Source organism: Neorhizobium sp. LMR1-1-1.1 (assembly GCF_040675795.1).
Lineage (GTDB): Bacteria > Pseudomonadota > Alphaproteobacteria > Rhizobiales > Rhizobiaceae > Neorhizobium > Neorhizobium cellulosilyticum.
On record NZ_JBEGHE010000001.1, the window covers coordinates 979,455 to 997,035 of the forward strand.

Annotated in this window: 14 protein-coding genes; 8 read left to right on the forward strand and 6 right to left on the reverse strand. The window is 56.5% G+C overall.

The features are described from left to right. Positions 1–129 precede the first annotated feature (129 nt). The 3 genes from MRBLMR1_RS04630 to MRBLMR1_RS04640 all read left to right on the forward strand — a co-directional run bounded on the left by MRBLMR1_RS04630 (position 130) and on the right by MRBLMR1_RS04640 (position 2,529). On the forward strand, positions 130–597 hold the full coding sequence (locus MRBLMR1_RS04630; protein WP_148147525.1) for a winged helix-turn-helix transcriptional regulator: 468 nt from the start codon (positions 130–132) through the stop codon (positions 595–597). A gap of 5 nt (positions 598–602) precedes the next feature. Next, positions 603–1,526, forward strand: a complete 924-nt coding sequence (locus MRBLMR1_RS04635; protein ID WP_148147526.1) for a WaaZ-like lipopolysaccharide core biosynthesis protein — start codon at positions 603–605, stop codon at positions 1,524–1,526. Between the two features lie 82 nt (positions 1,527–1,608). After that, positions 1,609–2,529 carry a glycosyltransferase family 92 protein gene (locus MRBLMR1_RS04640; RefSeq protein ID WP_500064037.1) on the forward strand — a complete coding sequence of 307 codons (921 nt, stop codon included), beginning with the start codon at positions 1,609–1,611 and terminating at the stop codon, positions 2,527–2,529. Positions 2,530–2,625: 96 nt separating this feature from the next. On the opposite strand, the gene MRBLMR1_RS04645 is transcribed toward MRBLMR1_RS04640, so the two are convergent. The 3 genes from MRBLMR1_RS04645 to greA are packed head-to-tail and all read right to left on the reverse strand — an operon-like array spanning position 2,626 to position 5,100. Further along, positions 2,626–3,480, reverse strand: coding sequence for a 3-deoxy-manno-octulosonate cytidylyltransferase (locus MRBLMR1_RS04645; protein WP_183685847.1), 855 nt, complete (start codon positions 3,478–3,480; stop codon positions 2,626–2,628). After that, positions 3,473–4,570: a glycosyltransferase family 4 protein gene (locus tag MRBLMR1_RS04650; RefSeq protein WP_500064038.1), complete on the reverse strand. Its 1,098-nt coding sequence runs from the start codon at positions 4,568–4,570 to the stop codon at positions 3,473–3,475. The genes MRBLMR1_RS04645 and MRBLMR1_RS04650 overlap by 8 nt, the downstream gene beginning before the upstream one ends. A 53-nt stretch (positions 4,571–4,623) precedes the next feature. Then, on the reverse strand, positions 4,624–5,100 hold the full coding sequence (gene greA / locus MRBLMR1_RS04655; RefSeq protein ID WP_148147529.1) for a transcription elongation factor GreA: 477 nt from the start codon (positions 5,098–5,100) through the stop codon (positions 4,624–4,626). A gap of 241 nt (positions 5,101–5,341) precedes the next feature. Between greA and MRBLMR1_RS04660 the strand changes: the two genes are divergently transcribed. Continuing rightward, on the forward strand, positions 5,342–6,574 hold the full coding sequence (locus tag MRBLMR1_RS04660; protein WP_148147530.1) for a putative DNA modification/repair radical SAM protein: 1,233 nt from the start codon (positions 5,342–5,344) through the stop codon (positions 6,572–6,574). Further along, the gene (locus tag MRBLMR1_RS04665; protein WP_500064039.1) at positions 6,574–8,022 is read left to right on the forward strand and encodes a UdgX family uracil-DNA binding protein; all 1,449 of its coding nucleotides are present in this window, start codon (positions 6,574–6,576) and stop codon (positions 8,020–8,022) included. Before MRBLMR1_RS04660 ends, MRBLMR1_RS04665 begins: the two co-directional genes overlap by 1 nt. 395 nt (positions 8,023–8,417) lie before the next feature. On the opposite strand, the gene MRBLMR1_RS04670 is transcribed toward MRBLMR1_RS04665, so the two are convergent. The 3 genes from MRBLMR1_RS04670 to carB all read right to left on the reverse strand — a co-directional run bounded on the left by MRBLMR1_RS04670 (position 8,418) and on the right by carB (position 13,780). Next, positions 8,418–9,623, reverse strand: coding sequence for a T6SS phospholipase effector Tle1-like catalytic domain-containing protein (locus tag MRBLMR1_RS04670; RefSeq protein WP_148147531.1), 1,206 nt, complete (start codon positions 9,621–9,623; stop codon positions 8,418–8,420). 112 nt (positions 9,624–9,735) lie between these two features. Next, the gene (locus MRBLMR1_RS04675; RefSeq protein WP_148147532.1) at positions 9,736–10,194 is read right to left on the reverse strand and encodes an SRPBCC domain-containing protein; all 459 of its coding nucleotides are present in this window, start codon (positions 10,192–10,194) and stop codon (positions 9,736–9,738) included. A 103-nt stretch (positions 10,195–10,297) separates the two neighbouring features. Continuing rightward, a complete protein-coding gene (carB, locus tag MRBLMR1_RS04680) occupies positions 10,298–13,780 on the reverse strand; it encodes a carbamoyl-phosphate synthase large subunit (protein WP_148147533.1) in 3,483 nt (1,160 codons plus the stop codon). 409 nt (positions 13,781–14,189) lie between these two features. Between carB and MRBLMR1_RS04685 the strand changes: the two genes are divergently transcribed. From MRBLMR1_RS04685 to ypfJ, 3 genes are all read left to right on the forward strand, one after another. Beyond that, positions 14,190–15,146 (forward strand): phosphatase PAP2 family protein, encoded by a 957-nt coding sequence (locus tag MRBLMR1_RS04685; RefSeq protein WP_183685849.1) that lies wholly within the window; start codon positions 14,190–14,192, stop codon positions 15,144–15,146. Positions 15,147–15,301: 155 nt separating this feature from the next. Then, the gene (locus MRBLMR1_RS04690) at positions 15,302–16,513 is read left to right on the forward strand and encodes an MFS transporter (protein WP_500063764.1); all 1,212 of its coding nucleotides are present in this window, start codon (positions 15,302–15,304) and stop codon (positions 16,511–16,513) included. An 89-nt stretch (positions 16,514–16,602) separates the two neighbouring features. Continuing rightward, the gene (gene ypfJ, locus MRBLMR1_RS04695; protein ID WP_148147536.1) at positions 16,603–17,508 is read left to right on the forward strand and encodes a KPN_02809 family neutral zinc metallopeptidase; all 906 of its coding nucleotides are present in this window, start codon (positions 16,603–16,605) and stop codon (positions 17,506–17,508) included. Positions 17,509–17,581 lie beyond the last annotated feature (73 nt).

Consider the following 17,581-nt stretch of genomic DNA (forward strand, 5'->3'; position numbering starts at 1 on the left):
AACTTCTCCAAATATCCCTGCGAACTTTGCCTGCGACATCTGGTGCGCGGTTCCGCGGGGCTGTATTTGCTTACGCCTTGCGTTAAACGCTGTTTCGATTAAAAGCCATCCCATCCAAGGGGGAATACCGTGCTCCGCGCCGATCTCGATGCCATCGATATAAAGATTCTGAAGGAGCTCCAGCAGGACGGGCGCATCACCAATGTGGAGCTCGCCGAACGTGTCGGCATTTCCGCACCACCCTGTCTTCGGCGTGTGCGCAAGCTGGAAGAGGCCGGTATCATCGAGGGGTATCACGCGCTCCTGAACGGCCAGAAACTCGGCTTCGACCTTACTGCCTTCTGTATGGTCGGATTGAAGCGTCAGTCGGATGCCGACCTCAAGGGATTTGCCTCCACGGTGCAGCAGTGGCCGCTGGTGCGGGAGGCTTGGATGGTGAATGGAGACAGCGATTTTCTGTTGCGCTGTACCGCAGAGAACCTGACGCAATTCCAGGACTTTGTTATCGAGGTGCTGACTGCTGACGAACATGTCGATACGGTGAGGACGATGCTGACCATCCGGCAAGTCAAACAGTTGGGTTTGGTGGAAGTCTGACTGCAATGCGCTACTCCAATCGTCCGCTTTTTCGCTCGGCCTTGAAGTTAGCGCTCAAGTTAATTTGCGGACGAAAGTGGTCGCATGCCCAGGATTGGCTTCCGGGGCTTGAAATCATTGCGGTTTCAAACGCTAGGGAAGGTGCGATCATTTACAGAAAAGAACAGGTGGCACCACTTTATGGTGCCCGAGTTCTAAAGGCCGCTTCAAGTTCGATTATTCATGTTGTCGGGTCCGGACCTTCAGTTGCCGACAACGACATGAGCCGGGTGGAGCCGGGGACCTGCATCCTGCTCAACGGGGCGATCAGCCTGATAGCCAGCCCTGTAGTCGAGCCCTTGGCGGTAGCTATAGAGGACGAACGCTTCGTCTGGCGACATTTCGAGCTCATGCGAGAGAAAATAAGGCCGGGCATGATATGTCTTCTTTCGGTCGGCGTGAGCAGGGCCATTTGCGAGTGCGATCCCGCTTGGCTGCGCGACAAGAAAGTCATTCTCATAGACAATATTCGCAAGCCATACAGGGTCGCCCGTCGCACCATCCAGCAAGTCCGTGCGCTTGGCGTCCCGATTGTGGAAAGCGGGCAGCAGGCAGCCCTCTCCCTGGATCCCGATGCCGGAGTATTCCAGGGCGGTAGCGTGGCTGTCAGCGCTTTGCAGTTTGCGCTTTATTGTGAACCCGCCCAGATAGGACTGTTCGGCATAGATATTTCCAATGCGAACCAGCCGCGATTTTATGAAATAAACAACGATGTCGCCTATTCCGGCATTTCCAGCGCGGAAGCTCGCATTTTATCGTTTTTCACGTTGATTAGGGACGTGGCTGCTGAACGGAATGTACAGTTACTCAACTTTTCTTCCGTTTCGGCCCTTTTGAAATGCGGTCTCGATTACGATGATCGCTTTGCGTTCAGAAGATCCGGACATTGATCATTTTTGCCGGTCGATATAGGGGTCGACATTACTGCGTAGAGATGCTCTGCGCTTCCAATGTATGGAAATTGAAATGCGCTTGTTCGGCAAAAAAACTATATTTACCAGAAATCTCCTGATCTCTCCGCCACAGCCGTCTGATGATCGGCGCGGTGTAGCCATAGCCGCGCGCGCCAAAAACGAGGCTCCTTACATTGGGGACTGGCTTCTGTTTCATCGCGCCGTTGGAGTGCGTCATTTCTATATCTACGACGATGGATCGACAGATAGAACGATCGATGTCATCAAGGAGATATTGTCACCTGACGAGTTCACGATTTTTCCGTGGAGCAGTCGGATGATTGACGAGGGATCGAAGCAATTTCTCGATACTCAAGTCATCGCTTTTGCACACGCTATACTTAATTTTGGAGCCGCCTATAAATGGATGGCCTTTATTGATGTCGACGAATTTTTGCTTCCCAAGATAGGGAGCACAGTCGAGGAGGCGCTTGAAGGCGCTGGCGGTTTTCCGGTGGTTTCGTTGCCTTGGCACATGTTTGGAACAAGCGGGCACAAAACGAAGCCGGCGGGTTCCACTCTTTTCAATTTTACAATGCGCAGCGTTATTCCGAGTAACGATAAAAAAAACGGCATGGCATTCAAATGTATTGTTGACCCGTGTGAAGTCGTTCAGGTTGGTGTGCACCATTTTTGCACGCGGACATTTGGTGAGATAAACTCGAACGATGCCGGTGTACGCGCAACGCGCGAGGGCCGGAAGGAAAGGGCGTTTTATTCTTCAAAATACCTGCAGCTCAATCACTATTATAGCCGATCCGAGCAGGAGCTTATGGAGAAAATCGATCGCGGAAACGGACGATCCAGCGAGAGATACAAACAAAGCGTATTAAGAACCCTGCAGCGCGTCGAAGCGGAAACGGTTCAGGACCTTGGGATGATCGAGTTCCTCAAAAAGCACAATGTCGATCTTTCGCAGGCCTGCGCGGACGCCGAGTAAGTGGTTTGCGCGAGATTGAAACTGGTCTTCCATCATGCGCCTCAATGGCGCATCGGTTGAGACCCGCCTGTGCGCTGGAGGGGGACATGGCCTCCCTCACTTCCTGTTGGCGGCCAGAATCCGGTCCTTCTTGGATTTGCGTTTCAAGGCTTTGAATCCGTCGTAAAGGAGGCGTAACGGTGCTGTAATGGAAATCAGTCTGTCGATATGCCGCTTACTGTTTTCAAGTTGCATGGACAGGGTTTGCACCGAAGCGAACAGCACATCTTCGTTCTTCAGATCCGGAAAGCGCTGGAGAAGCGCCGTATAAGGGTTTTGAACAGTTTTTCCAGAAAACTCGATGCGTCCGTTCATTGCCAGAAGATTGAGCGCGGATTGTTCAAAGACCCAGTCATGGATAAGGAAAAGCTTCCATTTCTTGCCTCGGGTCGCCGAAAAACCAGTGAGCACGACCTTTGAAGCCGGAATATGCTCACACAGCCATAGTGCCATTGCGAAACCTGAACTCGCTGTATGCTCTCGTGGGTAGAAACTGCGGAAATACTCGGCGAGATCCAGTGTTCCGGCCGGGGTTTGCTTGAATTGCGAAGGCTCCATCAGATGCTCGAATTCGACCACCCTCATATTGAGGACCCCCTTGAAGCCCGGCGAGGGGAGAAGCGACACCATTTGTCCGAGAATGTCTCGATAAACGAGTTCTGAGCCTGCCTGATTGCTTCGTGTAACAAGGATGGAATTGCCATCGAATGGCTTGCTCAAAACCTTGTTGACGCGATTGAAGAAAATGAAGAGAGCCGTTTCGGGATACGATGAACGGATCGCCTCAAGCGATTGCTCGTCGCTGTTTGCCACAAGCACAAAATGTGAAAAACCAGAGAAGAAACTCTTCCACTCTTGCGGCGAGCGCAAATTTTCCGTGGTTAAGGCGTTTTTTTTCTCGTTATCAGTCATAGTCATTCTGCATCCCTTTTGAAGGGCTGATTGTTATTTTGCCAGCCGGCCCTGATCCTATAAGCTTCTCATATACATGAATTAGGGATCGAGCTTCATTTTCCAGCGCGAATGTGTTGGTTACATGCCTAAGACCCGCTTCCGCATTATGGGCTGCGCGGGTGGGGTCTGCGAGATAGATCCGGATCGCATCGCGCAGTGCATTATAGTCGCCGGCAGGCACGCAGATGCCCGTTTCACCCGGCACAATCATTTCAGCGTACGCGCCCGCATCGCTTGCCACTACTGCTGTTTGTGACGCCATAGCCTCTAGCGGCGTCAGGCCAAAGCCTTCGTTGCGGGACGGCGCTACGTAAAGCGTCAAACGGCGATACCAAGGCTTGATATCGTCAACCTCCCCAAGAAAGCGAATACGATCCGAAAGCCCTGCAGCGGCAATTTGTGCCTTCAGTCTATCGGCGAAGCCGGCATGCTCCGGGGTAACGCGGCCTGATATCACCGCCGTCCAGTCAGGATAATTTGGCAGAAGCTCAATCATCGCCTGCACGAATAGGTCGGTGCCTTTCTGATGTCGTATGCGACCGAAGCATCCGATCAAATACCGGCCAGGAAGACCGGTTTCCTCAATCGTGTCTTCGCCCTTGGCTGCGGGATGAAATCGCTCAAGATCAACGCCGTGGCGAATTACGCTATGCGACACGTCCAGAAAAGAACCAGAGCGAACCGAGGTGGCGACCACTGCATCCATACGACGTATTAAGCGACGGGTATAGGAACTGTGACGGCGTTGAGCAGCGGAGGTGAACAGAAGCTTTATCGGTACACGTAGAAAATCTCGCAATACCAGACCTGCTAACATCTCTATATTGCGACGCGCGTGCCAGACACGGGTATGCTTCCCCCTAGGTCGCCGCCACAGGCGGAGAGTATCACGAAAGCGGATATGCGGGATGGTATCCGGCAGGCCCGGTCCAAGAGCCGCCACCTTGTAGCCAAGGGCGCGTTGAACAGGAACCAGCTGGATGATCGTACTTGTGACGCCGGACAGCCGCCGTTTGAAGTTAGGTGCTATGACCTCGACTTCACCGATATCGACGACTGCCGGATTGTGATGAATGTTATTCTGGCCCTCGGCCACGGCGATCAGCCCCAAGAAACGGAAAGGATCTCGTAGGCCTTGGAGCCGCCAGGCGCAACGACTTCGATCGATTCGCCTGCTTCCTTGCCGATCATTGCGCGGGCGATCGGGGAGGAGATCGAGATGCGACCGGCCTTCACGTCGGCTTCCTGATCGCCGACGATCTGGTAGGTCTTTTCCTCTTCGGTATCTTCGTCGACCAGTTTTACAGTGGCGCCGAACTTGACCTTGGAGCCGGACATCTTGGAAAGGTCGATGACTTCTGCGCGGGCTGTCAGGTCTTCCAGCTCGGTAATGCGCCCTTCGTTGTGGCTCTGGGCTTCCTTGGCAGCGTGATACTCAGCGTTTTCCGAAAGGTCGCCATGGGCGCGCGCTTCCGCAATCGCTTCGATGATACGGGGACGCTCCTCCTGCTGCCTCCAGCGCAGTTCTTCCTGCAGCTGGACAAAGCCGTTCTGCGTCATCGGTACCTTTTCAACCATTTTCTTGTCCTTCAGGGGCGTGCCCGCGGATGCCGCGAACACAAAAAGAAACAGGTTCCGGAGCGTGAACTTCGGAACCATCGCAACGTCAAAATGTAGGGTCACTATATCAGAATTTCGATGTCCCTTACGAGGAATTTCGAAACCATGCCATATCTCCCGCGTGCCGCATGTGATGTGAACCGCGCCCGTTTGTCAATCTCTTGACAGTGGCGATTGGAACATATAGTGAACATACGCAATGAAGAAATCGCTGAAAGAACGATTGGCGATCCTTTCGGACGCCGCAAAATATGATGCTTCCTGCGCGTCGAGCGGGACCGTGAAGCGTGATTCGTCGGCAAGCGGAGGGCTCGGTTCGACGGAAGGATCAGGTATCTGCCATGCCTATGCGCCTGATGGACGCTGTATCTCGCTTCTGAAGATCCTGCTTACCAATTTCTGCATTTACGACTGTGCCTACTGCATCAATCGTTCTTCCAGCAATGTGGAGCGTGCACGTTTTACGCCGGAAGAAGTGATCTGGCTTACGCTCGAATTTTACCGCCGTAACTATATCGAGGGGCTTTTTCTATCTTCGGGGATCATCCGCTCCTCCGATCACACCATGGAGGAGATGGTGCGGATCGCCAGGGAATTGCGGACGATCCATAACTTCCGCGGCTACATCCATCTGAAGTCTATCCCTGAAGCTTCTGCTCATCTGATCGAGGAGGCGGGGCTTTATGCGGATCGTCTTTCGATCAATATCGAATTGCCGACCGACGCCGGGATCGGGAAATTCGCACCGGAGAAGCAGCCGGCGAACATCCGTCGCTCAATGGGGAATCTGCGACTGAAGATCGAGGAAATGGCTGAGCCGACATTGCAGACCAAGCGGCGGCGCAAATTCGCACCGGCGGGGCAGAGCACGCAGATGATCGTCGGAGCCGATGGTGCCTGTGATGCCACGATCCTTGGCACCAGTGCCAGGCTTTACGGAAGTTATGGATTGAAGCGTGTCTATTATTCGGCCTTCAGTCCCATCCCGGATTCGTCGAAAAAGCTGCCGCTGATCAAACCGCCATTGATGCGTGAACACCGACTCTACCAGGCCGACTGGCTCTATCGTTTCTACGGGTTCGACATTGAGGAAATTACGTCGGGACGTGATGGTGGAATGCTCGATCTCGATCTCGATCCAAAACTTGCCTGGGCATTGTCTCATCGCGATCGGTTCCCAGTCGATGTCAATCGTGCAGATCGCGAGATGTTGCTCAGGGTTCCGGGCTTCGGCACCAAAGCGGTCAACGGCATTCTGTCGTCTCGGCGGTTCCGAAAACTCAGGCTGGATGATCTGAAGCGACTGAACGTGTCGCTCCGGAAGATACAACCCTTTGTCATCTGTGACGGCTGGACGCCACACCGGCTGGTCGACCGGTCTGATCTTCGCGCCATGTTTCAACCCAAGCCGGAGCAACTGTCGCTGTTATGATGTTTCGCTATTCCTTGCGGGGGCGGGGCGATCTTGATGAATGGCGGGATGCGGCCCGGGGTTTCATGATGGCCGGAATTACGCCTGAATTCATCGAATGGCGGACGATGGACGATGCTGACGGCCTGTTCGGCTTCGACGACAACAGACTTCCGCAGCCGGCAAATCCGCCACCGAAAATCAGTGTGCAGCCTTCTTTCATCCGGTTGGCCGAGGCGGTTCTCTGCCATTCCGATCCAACCCGATTTGCACTTCTCTATCGGCTGCTGTTCAGGCTCTTCCATTCGCACGGTCTGCTCAACATGGCGACCGATCGTGATGTGGCCGCGGCGCGTCAGCTCGCGAAGTCGGTGGGGCGTGACTGTCACAAGATGACGGCTTTCGTGCGCTTCAAGGAAATTTCGCTGCCGGAGGGGAAGGTGGGGCGGCGGCGCTTCGTGGCGTGGTTCGAGCCGGATCACTTCATCGTCGCTCGTGTGGCGCCATTCTTTCAAAGGCGATTTACAGACATGGACTGGTTGATTGCCACGCCCAAGGGGTCGGCTTCCTGGGATGGCGAAGAATTGAAGGTGAACGACGATCCTGCACCAAGGCCAGATCTGCGCGATGAGACCGATGATCTCTGGCGCACCTATTATGCTTCCATCTTCAATCCGGCGCGATTGAAGGTGAAGATGATGATGGCCGAGATGCCGAAGAAATACTGGAAGAACCTGCCCGAGGCGGAACTCATTCCCGGCATGATCGCCAAAGCAGAGGCAGATGTGCTTGAAATGGCCGTCAAGCGGGCGAGCGAGCCTTTGCCGTTCCATCATCGCATACAGGAGGCCGCGGCGAGGGTGCCGACACAGCCCCTTCCTGCAGTGGGCACACTCGCTGCGGTCAGCGAAGCTGCACGCTCCTGCACGCGTTGCGACATCCATTGCCTAGCAACCCAGACGGTGTTTGGAGAAGGGCCAGCGGATGCAGATGTGATGGTGGTCGGCGAACAGCCCGGCGACCATGAAGATCTGGCGGGGAGGCCGTTTGTAGGTCCTGCTGGAACGCTATTCGATGAGGCGCTGAAGCTCGCTGGGATTGAGCGCGACAGGCTTTATGTGACCAATGCAGTGAAGCATTTCAAATATCAGCCACGTGGGAAAAGGCGTATCCACCAGAAGCCTAATATGGGGGAGGTTCGGCAATGCCGCTGGTGGCTGCGCCAGGAACTGGAACTGGTAAAACCGAAACTTATCATTGCAATGGGAGCGACGGCGCTCTTCGCTTTGACCGACATGCGGCAGAAGCTGGCAGATGTTCGCAGCGAGCCAATCGCAATGGAAGAAGGCGAGACGCTATTCGTTACCGTTCATCCATCCTACCTACTGCGTATTGTTGATGAGGATTTGAAAGAGAAAGAGATTGCCCGTTTTCGCGAGGATTTCGCGTCGGTGAAACGGCTCATGTGAGCTGCAATCAGGTTATCAACAGGCGCATGCTGCATTGCGGTATCGTTTCGGAGCGTAAATGGTGCAATGCGAGACATGGCGGCGAAAAAATCCAGCCGTTGGTTTTTACCTTTTAACGTTCCCGTCGAGTGCTTCAAGACAGGTGGAAAATTCACCCTTAGCGTTGTTCCCGGACCAACCCCTGGAGGTGCCGCCCGATGACGAGGCGGGTCGCAAGTCTGATCATGTCAGTCTGCGTTGCTTTTGCGATGTGGACGACGCTGGCTGTCGCGTCACTTCTGATGTGGAAATTCCTCCGGGATTATTCCGGATGAATGGGTCCATGATGGGCCAGGCCGCCTTTGCGAAAGTGGAGGCGGCCAATCGCCGGTCAGTCAGCTCGGGAGAGGTGTCCATCAATCCACAAAGAATGGGTCTTTCGGTAGATTGGGCGGATTATAACCGCCGCCCTCCATACGGATGCGTACCGAACTGTGCAGCATGGCTCTCTCTGGAATAAAACGACGATCCCGGAACGGGATATAAATCGAGCGACTATCGCCCCGCTTGCGCCATGAGTTTTCAGGTACGCGACGAGGAAGATACTCCAGCGGTTTCCAGCCGAGGCTCATGGAATCGTGCAGGTCTGCTGTTGCGTTCAGGCTGACATATCTGTTGCTACGTTGTCCTTTGACAATATCTTCAACGGTTTGGGTTCGATAAAGCAAGCCCGTTGGTTCGGTCTCTCTGATCATCCATTCGAGTGGAATCTTGACTTGACCGCTGTCCGGCTCAGGATAGCCGCCGCCGACATCGCCATGCACGCCCGCAAACCAGACTTGTTTGAAATTCTGTTTCCCCTTCACTTTCTTGAATGGGCTGCCTCTGTAGTCCTGATCGGGGATCCATAATTCTGGCTGAAACATCGTGCGACGTTCATCTATGGCCACGGCATGGCGTACCCATTCGACGCTGGGATTCATATTGGAAAAAGGGTGCGTTTTCATCTGCACCCAATGCTTGCCCGGCTCTATGACGGAGGCAACCGTATCGAACAGGCCGAGCAGCTTGATTGGCGGGCGCCCGGTGCGCAGTGTTCGCTCATAGAGACGCATCGAGGCGAAGGCCGAGCGTCCCTCGTCTTCCTGAAGTTTGTCGTGGTCAACCTCTTCCTGGACGGGGATGCCCTTATAGGTGTTGTAGGCATAATCCAGGAGGTTGAGATGCTGACGGCTCATCAGGCCGAGCGCGTGGATGAAGCCAGCTAAAACCCTTGCGGAATACGCTCCGCGGCTAAATCCGAATATGTAAATGCGGTCACGATCCGTGTGACTGCCATTCGTGTCTTTTGTCCCAGGATCGTAATTCTCGATGAGAAAACGGTAAGCTTCCTTGATGTTCTGGTCCATGCCCCAGCCAGTGGCCAGTCCCCAGATCTCGATCGTATTGCGATAAACCTTCGACCAGGCATTGCTGGCGCCGAATGTGCCTACGCCGGGATCGTAATAGACGATCTGCTGTTCCGACCGCTCCAGCGCTCCAAAGAGGCGCAGAATATTGGTGCGATCCGCTGAAATCTCGTTCGATGTGCCATCGAACAGAATGACGATGTTCTTCGACATGAAATCCCCTCAACTTAGTTAAATCAAGTTAGGGTGCATTTTCTTTATTTGCAACTGAAGGTTTTTTTTTGGTCGCTACATGCCTTGCATGTATCGCCGTATAGCTTTGGTATCAGCGGCGCTTTTTTATGGTCGAGAGCACGGTTTCCAGCCGGTCTAAATTCTGCTCATTGGCGGCAGAGAGAAATTTCTCGATATCGCGATTGTCCTGGGTGTCTTCGAAGGACATGCGCCAGGTAAGGCGTGTTCCGTTTTCATCGTCGTGGTAGCCGATCTCAAGGCCGAATGCGTGCATCGGTCCGTGATGAAACGCAGCAATACGCTCATCCTGCAGGATCTCGTCGAACGTCCAATGATTCTCGAAGTCGGTGTCGCTGGAGGATGTCATGACGATCACCCATGTGCCGCCATCGACGAAGTCGAATTTCTCGATGCGGTTGGTGAAGCCGTGTGGTCCCCACCACTTTTCCAAGAGTGTCTTAGCTGAAAAAGCTCTGAACAGCGTGGCGCGGTCCGTGGCGAAGACACGTTCGTTTTCGATGACAAGCGAGCGGTTCACATCATCGACCATGGTCTTCCTCCGTACCTACATCGGTTAGTCAAGTCATCGACCAGGTAGATAGCGGAGCGAAAAAGAGCCGGTCAACAGGAATGCTGGCCGGCTCGTATATTACTTAGAAGTAGGCCTGCAGCGGGCGAACTTCGAGATTTCCGGCTTTCAGCGCCTTGATTGCCATGGCTGCGGCTTCGGCACCTGCCATGGTCGTGTAATAAGGCACCTTTTGCATCAGGGTGGCGCGGCGCAGCGATTTCGAGTCCGAGATCGCCTTGTTTCCGTCGGTCGTGTTGATGACCAACTGGACCTGACGGTTGCGAATGGCGTCCTCGATATGCGGACGGCCTTCCAGTACCTTGTTGATCTTGGTGGCCTCGATACCGTTTTCGGCCAGGAAGCGCTGGGTGCCACCGGTTGCGAGAACCTTGAAGCCTATTTCGGTAAGGATCTTGATTGCCGGCAGAACGCGATCCTTGTCAGAGTCGCGGACGGAAACGAACACCGTTCCTTCGCGCGGAAGTTCCACGCCGGCGCCGAGCTGCGATTTGGCGAATGCCAGCGCGAAGTCGGTATCGAGACCGATGACTTCACCGGTCGAGCGCATTTCCGGACCGAGCAGCGTGTCGACGCCGGGGAAACGCGCGAACGGGAAGACAGCTTCCTTGACGGCGATATGCTTGAGGTTGCGCGGATCCGGCTTGGTGCCGTAGGCGCTGAACAACGGATCGAGCTTTTCGCCTGCCATGGCGCGGGCTGCGATCTTGGCAATCGGTGCACCGATCGTCTTTGCCACGAAGGGGACCGTACGCGAGGCGCGCGGGTTGACTTCGAGAACGTAGACCGTGCCATCCTTGATGGCGAACTGGACGTTCATCAGGCCGACGACATTGAGCGCTTTCGCCATGGCCTTGGCCTGGCGTTCCAGCTCGTCGATCATTGCTCCGGAAAGCGTGCGCGGGGGCAGCGAGCAGGCGCTATCACCCGAATGGATGCCGGCTTCCTCGATATGCTCCATGATGCCGGCGATGAAGACGTCCGTGCCGTCGCAGAGGCAGTCGACGTCGACTTCGATCGCGTTCGACAGATAGCTGTCGAAGAGGAGCGGGTTCTTGCCCAGAAGCGTGTTGATCTGGCCGGTCTTGTCGTTGGGGTAACGCTGCTTGATGTCTTCCGGAACAAGTTCGGGAACCGTGTCGAGCAGGTAGGTCTGCAGCTGGCTTTCCTGATGGATGATCTGCATGGCGCGGCCGCCGAGAACGTAGGACGGGCGCACGACCAGCGGGAAGCCGATTTCGGAGGCGACGGTACGGGCCTGTTCGACCGAGTAGGCGATGCCGTTGTTCGGCTGCGTCAGGTCAAGCTTCATCAGCAGCTTCTGGAAGCGGTCGCGGTCTTCGGCAAGGTCGATCATGTCGGGCGCGGTGCCGAGGATCGGGATACCGTTCTTTTCCAGCGCTTCGGCGAGCTTCAGCGGGGTCTGGCCGCCGAACTGGACGATGACGCCGACGACTTCGCCCTTTTCCTGTTCTGCGCGCAGGATCTCGATCACGTCTTCGGCCGTCAGCGGTTCGAAGTAGAGGCGGTCGGACGTGTCGTAGTCGGTCGACACGGTTTCCGGGTTGCAGTTGATCATGATCGCTTCATAGCCTGCATCCTTCAGCGCGAAGGCGGCATGGCAGCAGCAATAGTCGAACTCGATGCCCTGGCCGATACGGTTCGGGCCACCGCCGAGGATGACGACCTTCTTGGCGGTGGAGACTTCGGCTTCCGAGCGCAGTTCACCGACGAAAGGCGTCTCGTAGGTCGAGTACATGTAGGCGGTCGGCGAAGCAAATTCGGCGGCGCAGGTGTCAATACGCTTGAAGACCGGGCGCACGTTGAGTGCGTTACGATGTTCGGCGACTTCCTTCGGGCGCTTGTGGGTGAGCGAGGCGAGGCGGGCGTCGGAGAAGCCCATCGCCTTCAGCATGCGCAGGTTTTCGGCATCCGCCGGCAGGCCATGCTCGCGAATGCGGGCTTCCATGTCGACGATCGCCTTCAACTGGGCGATGAACCACGGGTCGATCTTGCAGGCTTCGTGGACCTCGTTTTCGGTCATGCCGAGGCGCAGCGCCTGGGCGACCTGGCGCAGACGGTCCGGGGTCGGGGTGCCAATCACAGCGCGGATGGCATTGTGGTCGTCACCTTCACCAAGGCCGGGGATCTCGATTTCGTCGAGGCCGGTCAGGCCGGTTTCCATACCGCGCAGGGCCTTCTGCAGCGATTCAGCAAAAGTACGGCCGATCGCCATGACTTCACCGACCGACTTCATCGCGGTGGTCAGGACCGGCGAGGCGCCCGGGAACTTTTCGAAGGCGAAACGCGGGATCTTGGTGACGACATAGTCGATCGACGGTTCGAACGAAGCAGGCGTCGCGCCGCCGGTGATGTCGTTGTCCAGTTCGTCGAGCGTGTAGCCGATGGCGAGCTTGGCCGCGACCTTGGCGATCGGGAAGCCGGTGGCCTTCGAAGCCAGCGCCGACGAGCGCGAGACGCGCGGGTTCATTTCGATGACGACGAGGCGGCCGTCAGCCGGGTTGACGGCGAACTGTACGTTCGAACCGCCGGTTTCAACGCCGATCTCGCGCAGGACCGCGATCGAGGCGTTACGCATGATCTGGTATTCCTTGTCGGTCAGCGTCAGGGCCGGCGCGACGGTGATCGAGTCGCCCGTGTGGACGCCCATCGGGTCGATGTTTTCGATCGAGCAGATGATGATGCAGTTATCCGCCTTGTCGCGGATGACTTCCATTTCATACTCTTTCCAGCCGAGGACCGATTCTTCAATCAGCACTTCGGTGGTCGGCGAGGCGTCGAGGCCGGAGCCGACGATCTCGAAGAATTCCGAGCGGTTGTAGGCAATGCCGCCGCCGGTGCCGCCGAGGGTGAAGGACGGGCGGATGATGGCGGGCAGGCCGACGACGTCGAGCGCCTGGGCGCCGATCGCCATGGCATGTGCCATGTAGCGCTGCTTGCGGTCGCTCTCACCGAGATTCCACTGGTTTTCAAGCGCATCAAGCGCCTTATCCAGTTCGGCGCCGGAAAGCTTGCCCTTCAGTTCCGCGCGGGCAGCCTCGTGCTTCTTGCGGTCGGCATCCTTGATTTCTGTGGCGTTGGCGAGCATCGATTTCGGCGTCTCGAGACCGATCTTTGCCATCGCCTCGCGGAAGAGGGCGCGGTCTTCGGCCTTGTCGATGGCTTCCGGCTTGGCGCCGATCATTTCGACATTGTAGCGATCAAGGACGCCCATCCGCTTCAGGGACAGCGCGGTGTTGAGCGCGGTCTGGCCACCCATGGTCGGCAGCAGTGCGTCCGGGCGCTCCTTGGCGATGATCTTGGCAACAACTTCCGGCGTGATCGGCTCGACGTAAGTCGCGTCGGCGAGGCCCGGATCGGTCATGATGGTTGCCGGGTTGGAATTGACCAGGATGACCCGGTACCCTTCTTCCCTCAGCGCCTTGCAGGCCTGGGTGCCGGAATAGTCGAACTCACATGCCTGGCCGATGACGATCGGACCCGCGCCGATGATGAGGATCGATTTGATATCTTGGCGCTTTGGCATGGTCTCTATCCGCTCTTTGTCTGCGCGAAAAACCGGCACGGGGCGTGGGTAGCTCCGGTCGGGTCACGTGCGCATCATTTTTCTGGCTAGACGCGGCTTATAGGCAAATGTGCGGCCTATGAGAACCCCATAAATCGGCAAATCGACAGGAATCGTGGTGGATTGACGCCGCGGGCATAATCGAAAGTTAATTACTCGGGAATACTTGAGTCTCCGGGGTATTTTCAGAATTCTGGATTGTTTTTTGACTGGGGGCCAAGTCATGTCTGCAGGATATCTGCGATCAATTCCGATTTTGACTGCTGTTGATGTGCTCAAGCGCCTGCGTTCCGATGCTTATTTCTATATTATAACGTTATTATACACTTTATTCGCCATCTATTTGGCGTGGTTTGGTGGCTTTTTTCCTATGTTGTCTCACGATCTCTACTTTGGTCAGTGGACAAAGGTGTTTCTGATCGTCATGCCGGTGATCGCGATCTCGTTCGACCTGTTTTGGCTGGTGCATCGCTTCGATCGCCGGCGTAGACTGGCTTTCCGTCGGATTTTTTCGGCGAAGAGAATGGCCGGGCTGATTTCCGGCGTCTTGCTGCTGGGAGGACTGATGTTCTTTCAAGGCAGCTTCACGTCAATCAAGAACATGTTGCCTGCCTTGCGCGGCGGGTTCATCGATGACCGTGCTCAGGCGGATATAGATGCGTGGCTGCATTTCGGCGTCGATCCCTGGATCTTGCTCCATTCAGTGCTTGGGCAGGACTGGGTCAGGAGCGTCATCGAATTCAACTACAACGTTCTCTGGTTCATTCTGTGCTTCGGCGCCCTGTTCTTCGTTGCCACGTCGCCATCGGCCGACGGGATCAGAAAACGTTATCTGCTGCTTTTCGCTTTCGTCTGGATCGGCTGCGGCAATATTCTCGCGGGGCTGTTTCTTTCGGCGGGGCCGGCCTTCTATGGTGCGGTCGTCGGCGACCAGGCACGGTTCGCCGGCCTCATCGCTTTCTTGAGCCGAGGCGACGGAGGGAGTTCTGCTGCCGAATACCAGACCTATCTTTGGGCACTGCATGAGAGCGGCAGCGCCGGTTTGGGCAGCGGTATTTCCGCCTTTCCGAGCATTCATGTCGGCCTGATCACGCTGAATGCGCTTTTCCTCAACGGCTACTCCCGCCGTTTCGGTGTGGTCGCCTTCGCCTATGTCGCATTCATCCAGATCAGTTCAGTTTATCTCGGCTGGCATTACGCGATTGATGGTTATGTCTCGATGACTTTGGTTGTCGCAGCCTATTACGCTTTGACGGCGGTCCTGAAGCGTCGGTGGGAGCGGACGCATCCCACTGTGACCGTTCCTTCATTGCCGGTTGCGTCATAGCGGCTTTCTTGCCGGAAGACGTATTACGTAACCGTACCGCTCGTGGCATGGCTGGCATGGACAGCCGAACTCACCGGTACTATTCCTGCCGTTCATCAAGAACACATGCGGCAGGAACTTCGGACGGCAGCGTCCGCTGGCCGGGAGAGAATTTCATGGCTGATGCAACATCAAAGCCGACAGCAAGCGCTGCGGCAGAAAAGACAGTGCTGCCGATCATTCTGGCGGCGAGTTTCTGCCATATGCTCAACGACATCATGCAGTCGATGATCTCGGCTATCTATCCGATGCTGAAGGCGGACTTCCATCTGGACTTCTGGCAGATCGGCATCCTGACACTTGCATTCCAGTGCACCGCTTCGCTGCTTCAGCCGGTCATCGGGATTGTCACGGACAAGAAGCCCTATCCCTATTCGTTGCCGGTCGGCATGGCATCGACCTTCTTCGGCTTGCTCCTGCTTGCATGGGCGCCGACCTACGGAATTCTGGTGGCTGCTGCCGGTCTTGTGGGCATCGGTTCGGCCGTCTTCCACCCGGAGGCCTCGCGTGTCGCGCGGCTAGCCGCGGGCGGGCGTTACGGTTTTGCGCAGGCAACCTTCCAGGTCGGCGGCAATTTCGGCCAGTCGATCGGGCCGCTGCTTGCCGCCTTCATCATCGTGCCGATGGGGCAGGGCAGTGTCGGATGGTTCTCCGCCATGGCGCTTCTCGGCATCATCGTCCTGACCTGGATCGCCCGCTGGTACAAGGCGCATATGGCCGCCAACAAAGGAAAGAAGAAGGCTCTCGGCGCCCATAACCTGTCGAAGAACACGGTCGTCATCGCGCTTGTCGTGCTGACCATCCTGACCTTCTCGAAGAACGCCTATATGGCGTCGATCAGCAGCTATTACACCTTCTTTGCGATCGAGCGGTTCGGGGTTTCGGTGCAGATGTCGCAGATCATGCTGTTCGTATTCCTCGGTGCGGTGGCGCTCGGCACCGTTGTCGGCGGTCCGATCGGCGACCGGTTCGGCTCGAAAGTGGTGATCTGGGTCTCGATCCTTGGCGTGCTGCCGTTCACGCTCGCCATGCCTTACGCAAACCTGCCGCTGACGATCATCCTCTCGGCGATCATCGGCTTCATCATGGCCTCGTCATTCCCGGCGATCATCGTCATGGCGCAGGAACTGGTGCCGGGGCGGGTGGGCATGATTGCCGGCATTTTCTTCGGCATCGCCTTCGGTGTCGGCGGTATCGCAGCCGCAGTGCTCGGCGTTTTGGCGGATAGCCACGGGATCATCTTCGTCAACGGCGTCTGCTCCTTCCTGCCGGCGATCGGCCTGCTGACCGTGTTTCTTCCAAGCAAAAAGCAGCTGCAGGTGGCGTGAGGGCATTTCGCCATTCCCTCATCGCCTTTCCTTGCCGTTGCGCTATATTGTTCTTCGTTAATACATAGAGCCGTCGAGGAGTGGGCACGATGGAATGGAAGGGTCGCCGGCAGTCGGACAATGTCGAAGATCAGCGCGGGGCTTCCATGGGAGGAAGCCCTTTCGGCCGCGGGGGCATGCGTATTCCGATCGGCGGCGGGCGCCGGGGAGGCGGCGGTCTCAGCATCGGCGGCATCGTTGTCGTTCTGATCATCTGCTGGATAACCGGCATTAATCCGTTGACGCTGCTTTCGGGTGGCGATGTCAGCTTCGATGGCGGCGGCGGCTCTCAGCAGACACAGCAGGGCACGCCTGCGAATGACGAGATGACGGCCTTCGTGCGCACGGTTCTCGCCGATACCGAGGATACGTGGTCGGAAATCTTCAAGGCTGCCGGCCAGACCTATCAGGATCCGACGCTGGTGCTCTTTTCGGGGCAGGTCCGCTCGGCCTGCGGCTTTGCCTCATCGGCTTCCGGACCGTTCTATTGCCCGGGTGACCGCAAGCTCTACCTCGACACGACATTCTTCAACGAGCTGTCGCAGCGCTTCGGTGCGTCGGGCGACTTTGCCGAGGCTTATGTGATCGCGCATGAAGTCGGTCATCACGTTCAGAACCTGATCGGCGTGCTGCCGAAGTTCAACCAGATGCGCCAGCGGATGAGCGAGACCGAGGCAAACCAGATGTCTGTACGCGTCGAGCTGCAGGCGGATTGCTTTGCCGGCGTGTGGGGCAAGCGCACTGATCAGAAGGGCTTTCTCAGCCAGGGCGACCTCGAGGAGGCGCTCAATGCCGCGCAGCAGATCGGTGACGATACGCTGCAGAAGCGGACGCAAGGGTATGTCGTGCCGGAAAGCTTCAACCACGGTACCTCCGCCCAGCGAATGCGCTGGTTCAAGCGCGGTTTCGACAGCGGCAACATGAATTCCTGCGATACCTTCTCGGGTGATGTCTGAGGGGCTGCAGACACGTATTTTCACGCAGCAGATGCGGCCCTGCCGGGTGGCCGGCGGGGTGATTTCTATGCGG

Coding starts and splice junctions, on each gene's coding strand:
- MRBLMR1_RS04675 (WP_148147532.1), bottom strand. CDS start 10,194: ATGGTCGATGATGTGAACCGCTCGCTTGTCATCGAAAACGAACGTGTC.
- MRBLMR1_RS04665 (WP_500064039.1), top strand. CDS start 6,574: ATGTTTCGCTATTCCTTGCGGGGGCGGGGCGATCTTGATGAATGGCGG.
- carB (WP_148147533.1), bottom strand. CDS start 13,780: ATGCCAAAGCGCCAAGATATCAAATCGATCCTCATCATCGGCGCGGGT.
- greA (WP_148147529.1), bottom strand. CDS start 5,100: ATGGTTGAAAAGGTACCGATGACGCAGAACGGCTTTGTCCAGCTGCAG.
- MRBLMR1_RS04670 (WP_148147531.1), bottom strand. CDS start 9,623: ATGTCGAAGAACATCGTCATTCTGTTCGATGGCACATCGAACGAGATT.
- MRBLMR1_RS04660 (WP_148147530.1), top strand. CDS start 5,342: ATGAAGAAATCGCTGAAAGAACGATTGGCGATCCTTTCGGACGCCGCA.
- MRBLMR1_RS04635 (WP_148147526.1), top strand. CDS start 603: ATGCGCTACTCCAATCGTCCGCTTTTTCGCTCGGCCTTGAAGTTAGCG.
- MRBLMR1_RS04645 (WP_183685847.1), bottom strand. CDS start 3,480: ATGACTGATAACGAGAAAAAAAACGCCTTAACCACGGAAAATTTGCGC.
- MRBLMR1_RS04685 (WP_183685849.1), top strand. CDS start 14,190: ATGTTGTCTCACGATCTCTACTTTGGTCAGTGGACAAAGGTGTTTCTG.
- MRBLMR1_RS04690 (WP_500063764.1), top strand. CDS start 15,302: ATGGCTGATGCAACATCAAAGCCGACAGCAAGCGCTGCGGCAGAAAAG.
- ypfJ (WP_148147536.1), top strand. CDS start 16,603: ATGGAATGGAAGGGTCGCCGGCAGTCGGACAATGTCGAAGATCAGCGC.